This is a genomic window from Chryseobacterium sp. WLY505, assembly GCF_030846215.1.
GTDB lineage: Bacteria > Bacteroidota > Bacteroidia > Flavobacteriales > Weeksellaceae > Chryseobacterium.
Genome location: NZ_JAVCWI010000023.1, coordinates 1 through 6,810, shown reverse-complemented (window position 1 = coordinate 6,810; position 6,810 = coordinate 1). Strand labels below are relative to the sequence as shown.

Sequence of the window (6,810 nt, the reverse complement as noted above, 5' to 3'; positions counted from 1 at the left end):
CTTTGCTTATGACCTGAACGGGAATATTCTGAATCTGGTAAGAACCCAGGGACTTCTCCCGGGAAGTACTGAGGCCATGGTGATCGATAATCTGATCTACAGCTACACGGGAAACAGGCTTACCAAAGTATCTGATGCCTATCTTAACAGTTTAGGATATCCTGTAGGAGGAAATGAAATAGGCTATGACGATAACGGAAATATGACGACCCAATTGGATAAAGGAATTTCTTCCATTCAATATAATTATCTAAATTTACCACGAAAGATTACCCAGAACTCTAAGGTAACGGATTATATTTACAGAGCAGACGGAGTGAAACAAAAAAAGGTTTTCGGAACAGAAACAACCGATTATCTGGATGGCTTCCAGTATGTAAATTCTACATTAAAGTTTTTTCCAACCACAGAAGGATATTTTAATGTTGAAACCGGAAAGTATGTATATAATTATACCGACCACCTTGGAAATGTTAGAGTAAGTTATAATAAGAATGGAGCAGGATTAGAGATCATTGAAGAAAGTAATTATTATCCGTTTGGATTGAAACATGAGGGATATAATGCATTAGTAGGAAATCCTTCGTATAAGTACAAGTACAACGGGAAGGAATTGCAGGAAAGTGGTATGTATGACTATGGAGCAAGATTCTACATGCCGGATATTGGAAGATGGGGTGTGGTGGATCCTAAAAGTGAGTTAGGTAGAAGGTGGAGTCCTTATACTTATGCTCTAGATAATCCGATTCGATTTATCGATCCTGATGGAATGTGGCCATACCCTGTAATTACACGTTCTTTTGCTCCATTTGAGTCTTTTGGAGGATGGTTTGGAGGTGATAATAGAGGGTTTTCTACTTCTCAATCTGTTACGTCTAGATTATCACATAGCTATGTAATGAATACTGATAATCATACTTACACTAACTATGGAGCTACTTCCAGTCCTTCTACTCATTTTTTGTTTGGCTCTGCAACAGCAACAGATGACCGTGGTACAATTACAAATGCTGTATATAGCTCAAATAAAGATGGAAGTACTACAACTTCTTGGACATCTACAATGGCAGGGCACAATCCATTAGTTCCAGGTTCTCCTGATATTGATGTAAAAACTAATTTTAGTTTAACAGAGAATAAAGATGCAGGAACTTTAGGGGTTAGCGTTACTCAAACAGGAGATGGGTTTCCTTCAGCAGAGACAATGATTGGTGATACAGCTGGGAATCAATTGATGATAGGTGTTAGTCCTGCAGTAGGAAATCCTTACACGAGTTTACCAGGAGACGGCAGTAAACCAATGATGAGTAATAATTTTACAGTAACAATGGACAAGAATGGCGTATTTACAGGAGTGCAAAAAGGAGATAAAACATACTCTGTTGGTGATTGGAATAAAACAATGACTTCGCAACCAGCTGTTGAAAGAGTTCCTATTCCAGAGCCAGGATCATTGGAGTTTGAAATGGTAAGATAATAAACAAAAAATTAGAATGAAAATACTACGAACAAATTGGATAAATATATTAGGTGTCTTTATATTCCTCTTAACTTATTCCATCATTTTTAATTTTACTGTTGATGATGGTGTTACAAGAAATTTTTTTCAGTCAATATTTGCTGCAATATTTTTAATCCTCTTATACGGCATAATGTTTTGGGCGGGCTTTATATTAGCTCTTATTATTTTAGATTTAATACTGATAGTTCCTAATCAGGATAAACTTACTTTAAAGTTATTATTTGAATGGGCTATAATTAGCATCCCTTTTATATACTGGGCTATCATGTATGAAAAACAGCGAAATATTTTTATAGTTGCTATAATAGCTCTTCTAATAACACAATTATTAAGAAAAAAATTAATAACCAAAGCCACTCATTGAGTGGCTTTTATTTTACATTATAGATTGCAATTTAGTTTGTTTAAGGAAAGCATCAAGTAGAGCGAAGACATGTTGTCTGTCGTTCTCTTTTAGTTTTTGGATATCGAGGATTTTAGCGACAATATTTTTATCCAGTAGAATATCTGTAGAACCTACGAGATAATCCAGAGATCCCCCCGCTGGCGCGAGCGTCTCGCTCGTGCCCACAAATAAAATGAAACCTCTGCAACAGCGGAGGTTTTTTTATACTATAAGTTGTTTCAGTCGATTATATACCTTCATCTAATATAATTATCTAAATTTACCTGGAAAGATTACCCCAAACTCCAAAGTAACGGATTATATTTACCGAGAAGACGGAGTGAAGGTAAGAAAGGTTTTCGGAACAGAAACAACCGATTATCTGGATGGCTTTCAGTATACCAATTCGATATTAAAGTTTTTTCCAACCGCAGAAGGATATTTTAATGTTGAAACTGGAAAGTATGTGTACAATTATACGGACCACCTTGGAAATACAAGATTAAGCTATGCTAAAAATGGAGCAGGAACAGAGATCATTGAAGAAAGTAACTATTACCCGTTTGGACTTAAACATGAGGGGTATAATGGATTGGTAGGAAATCCCTCGTATCAATACAAGTACAACGGAAAGGAACTGCAGGAGACTGGTATGTATGATTATGGTGCCCCCCGCTGGCGCGAGCGTCTCGCACGTGCCTACGAATAAATCAGAACCTCTGCAACAGCGGAGGTTTTGATTTATTTTGTCTTAAGAAGCTCTATTGATATATAATGATCCCAGCTGTGCAAAGTCTTCAGACTTTGTGAGATTGTTAAATAAATTTACCCGGTTAACGCGAGCGTCTCACTCTTCTCTCATGGCATATAATAAAGCCATTGCAGTGCAAAATAGCAGTGGTTTTTGTGTTTATAAACAGGTTCAAATAATTATATTCCTCCATCCAATATAATTATCTAAATTTACCACGAAAGATTACCCAGAACTCAAAAATAACGGATTATATTTACAGAGCAGACGGAGTGAAACAAAAAAAGGTTTTCGGAACAGAAACAACCGATTATCTGGATGGTTTTCAGTGTACCAATTCAATATTAAAGTTTTTCCCAACCACGGAAGGATATTTTAATGTTGAAACCGGAAAGTATGTATATAATTATACTGATCACCTTGGAAATGTTAGGTTAAGTTATGCTAAAAATGGACCAGGAACAGAGATTATTGAAGAGAGTAATTATTATCCGTTTGGATTGAAGCATGAGGGATATAATGTATTGACAGGAAATCCAAGTTATAAGTATAAGTATAATGGAAAGGAACTTCAGGAAAGTGGCATGTATGATTACGGCTGGAGAAATTACATGCCTGATGTGGGACGTTGGACGCAGTTAGATCCACTAGTTGAAAATACAGAAGATCCTTATGCTTATAATAATCCGATAAGTTTAACGGATCCTGATGGAAGAGCTCCATATGATGGTGGAGATGATGATTGTTGTAATGAATTTTTTACTGGGGTAAAAGAGGGCTTTGTCGGAACATTCAAAGGAATTGGAAATTTTATAGCCCATCCTATTGATGGGACAAAAAATGCAGTTAACAATTACACTTGGAGTGATTATGGTGATAGTGTGGCTAATTCTATGACGTTTGGTATTTATGGAACGGCTAAAACAGCAGGAGCACTGATACAAGGAGATTCTAAAACAGCAGGGAAAATAACAGGGGAAAAAGCGGCAGAAGTTATTATTGTAGCGACTACAGATGGTTTGGGAAGAGGAATTAAAGGTATAAGAAATGCTAAAGATCCTGGCTTAGGAAATCAGTTCAAAACAAAAACGACTTCGCAGGTAAATAATGCAATGGAAAAACAAGTTAATAAAGGGAAATTAGATAAAGTCTATACGGACCCTAAAAGTGGCTCAATTTCTTATAAAAATAAAAAATCTGGTTATTCATATAATGTAGATACTGGAAAATCAGGAAAAACGGGAAAAAAAGTAGAGCCTGCACATATTGATGTTAACTATCCAAATCCTAAGCCTAAAAACATGCCACCTAAGAAGAAATTACCAACAAAAGAAGATTAATATGATATCATTTATAAATTACAAAGATGTTCCTGAACAATTAGAGGTTATTGTTGATAAACAAGGAATAGAGGAATTAATAGAATATTTAAAATTTGTTAAGCAAAGTGAAGATCATATACACTTGACATTAGGAACAGAGTTACACGAATACCCTGAAAGTTTAGAGCCAGGGGTTATAAATGTAAAATCAGTCAGATTAGAATTTTATAAATCTGATATTTTAGATTCCGATGCCAAAGTTTTATAAACTTTCCCCAGCTGGCGCGAGCGTCTCGCTCATGCCCACAAATAATAACGAAGCCTCTGCAACAGCAGAGGTTTTTTATTTTCTTGTTTTGAAAAACTATATTGATATATAATGATGATCCCCCCCGCTGGCGCGAGCGTCTCGCTCGCGCCTACGAATAAATCAGAACCTCTGCAACAGTGGAGGTTTTGATTTACTTTGTCTTAAGAAGCTCTATTGATATATAATGATCCCAGCTGTGCAAAGTCTTCAGACTTTGTGAGATTGTTAAATAAATTTACCCGGTTAACGCGAGCGTCTCGCTCGTCTCTCATGGCATATAATAAAGCCATTGCAGTGCAAATAGTAGTGGTTTTTGTGTTTATAAACAGGTTCAAATAATTATATTCCTCCATCCAATATAATTATCTAAATTTACCGGGTAAGATTACCCAAAACTCCAAAGTGACTGATTATATTTACAGAGCAGACGGAGTGAAGGTAAGAAAGGTTTTTGGAACAGAAACAACTGATTATCTGGATGGCTTCCAGTATACTAATTCAGTATTAAAATTTTTCCCAACAGCAGAAGGATATTTTAATGTTGAAACCGGAAAGTATGTGTATAATTACACAGACCACCTTGGAAATACAAGATTAAGCTATGCTAAAAATGGAGCAGGAACAGAAATCATTGAAGAGAGTAATTATTATCCTTTTGGATTGAAGCATGAGGGGTATAATGCATTAGTAGGAAATCCTTCATATAAGTACAAGTATAACGGAAAGGAACTACAGGAAAGTGGGATGTATGATTATGGAGCTAGGATGTATATGCCGGATATTGGAAGATGGGGTGTTGTAGATCCTCTGGCGGAGGCATCAAGGCAATATTCTCCATACAATTATGTATTAAATAATCCCATAAGACTTATTGATCCAGATGGGAGAAGCCCTTTCGATAATGTTGATCCAATTAAAAATAGGTTTGTAATAAAAACAATTAATGATTCTGAGAGTGAAGATTTAGGGCGTTTTACTGATCGTGCCAATACCGCTAGAAAATTTTTTCAAGCTATTAGTGGAGGTGATGTTACAGATGACTTAGTGACATCTGAAGATTTAGAGAAAAAATCGGCTGTTATGATGGCAAAAAAAACAACTTCTTATCAATATTATAATAAGAATGGAAAAAAAATCAATAAGTCTGAATATAAAAAACTCATGGCATTAAAGGCAAAACCTTATATAGTAAAAGTAGATAAAAATGAATATTATATTGTAGACTTAAATCAAACTCCTAAAAACGAATCATTAGAGGGTGAAAAATACAAATTAGATCATAGAATCTTATTAGAAACGTCTCTTATTCGTCAAAATTATTCAGATTATACATCATTAGATAGTCGAAAGAATGTAGTAACGTCACAAAGTGTAAAAGTTCTTAAGTTGGAATCAATAGATTTATTGGATTCTAATATCAATCAGTCTTTATTGATAGAAGTGCAAAAAGCCCATACCTTTAACTATAATCAAATTAATAATCAAATTAATAAAACTCATGATATCATTAAGCAATCAATGGAGTCTACGTCTAAAATTAGTGATTAAATTTATATTGCATTTTTTTGCAATTCTTATAATAAATTGTACATACTTTGTGATTATCTATTATAATATTTTTGGATTGGATAAATTTCTTAATGTTTATAAAATAGGAAATAGTAATGATGCAGCAATAAATATGATAATCATTGTATATCTAATGCCAATATTGCTTTCGTATTTATATTATTTTATATTTATTTTTAGAAAAGAGAACTTTTTTTTTAAGATTACTTTTTTCATTTTAGCTTTAGTATTATCTCAACAGCCATATTCTTATTATATAAAAGATTTCTTAGGTTGAAAAGTAAAAGCTAAAAATATGATTAATTCCCCGCTGGCGCGAGCGTCTCGCTCGTATCCACAAATAAAACGAAGCCTCTGCAATAGCAGAGGTTTTTTATTTTCCCTGTTTTGAAAAACTATATTGTATGTATAATGATCATCAAAAGTTAATAAACAATTGTCTTTGTAAATTATATAAAATGAACAGGTTATGTTTTTGTATTCCAAAAATCTGTATATTGTATTACCAAATTAAAGCGTAATCCGAAAAGCATATAGAGTAGGAGAAAAATCAAAAAAACGTTACTATGAAAAACTTAAGAAAACTTTCAAAAAGAGAATTGAAAACAGTTCAGGGAGGTATCCCAATGTGTCTGGCAGGATACTTCTGGTGCTCATTGGAAAGAAAATGTATTCCGGTAGGATCATCATGCGGACTTATTATTGATTAACTAATTAAAAATAGTAAAAACAGGCTGTCTCAGAAATGGGACAGCTTTTTATGTGCTTACCACCAATCGACTTAGGGATCAGGAGCATTAAGAAAATTTCAATGTAATCCGTTAAAAAATTTCCACTGTCTGAGCATGGGACTTACTCAGAACCGAAGCAGAACCGGATGATCCATGCGAGTTTGGAAATTTTAGGAGTACATTTAAATTTTTAGCGGATGATTCCCGTCTTGAACTTTTG

5 protein-coding genes and 2 pseudogenes are annotated in these 6,810 nt (G+C 34.3%); all 7 read left to right on the top strand.

From position 1 onward, the window contains the following. Positions 1-1,477: RHS repeat domain-containing protein (locus RAH34_RS22730; RefSeq protein WP_306597671.1), on the top strand; the 1,477-nt coding region annotated here is incomplete at its 5' end. 16 nt (positions 1,478-1,493) lie between these two features. Next, positions 1,494-1,886, top strand: coding sequence for a hypothetical protein (locus tag RAH34_RS22725; protein WP_114820980.1), 393 nt, complete (start codon positions 1,494-1,496; stop codon positions 1,884-1,886). A 286-nt stretch (positions 1,887-2,172) separates the two neighbouring features. Further along, positions 2,173-2,604 (top strand): annotated as a pseudogene (locus RAH34_RS22720) (RHS repeat-associated core domain-containing protein); the annotation flags it as partial. A gap of 326 nt (positions 2,605-2,930) precedes the next feature. Beyond that, positions 2,931-3,998, top strand: coding sequence for an RHS repeat domain-containing protein (locus tag RAH34_RS22715; protein ID WP_306597670.1), 1,068 nt, complete (start codon positions 2,931-2,933; stop codon positions 3,996-3,998). A 1-nt stretch (position 3,999) separates the two neighbouring features. Then, a complete protein-coding gene (locus RAH34_RS22710) occupies positions 4,000-4,248 on the top strand; it encodes a hypothetical protein (protein WP_114820983.1) in 249 nt (82 codons plus the stop codon). A gap of 387 nt (positions 4,249-4,635) precedes the next feature. Then, positions 4,636-5,178, top strand: a pseudogene (locus RAH34_RS22705) (RHS repeat-associated core domain-containing protein); the annotation flags it as partial. Positions 5,179-6,425: 1,247 nt separating this feature from the next. Then, entirely contained in the window at positions 6,426-6,569 is a 144-nt protein-coding gene (locus tag RAH34_RS22700; protein WP_306597669.1) for a hypothetical protein, read from the top strand. Positions 6,570-6,810: the final 241 nt, after the last annotated feature.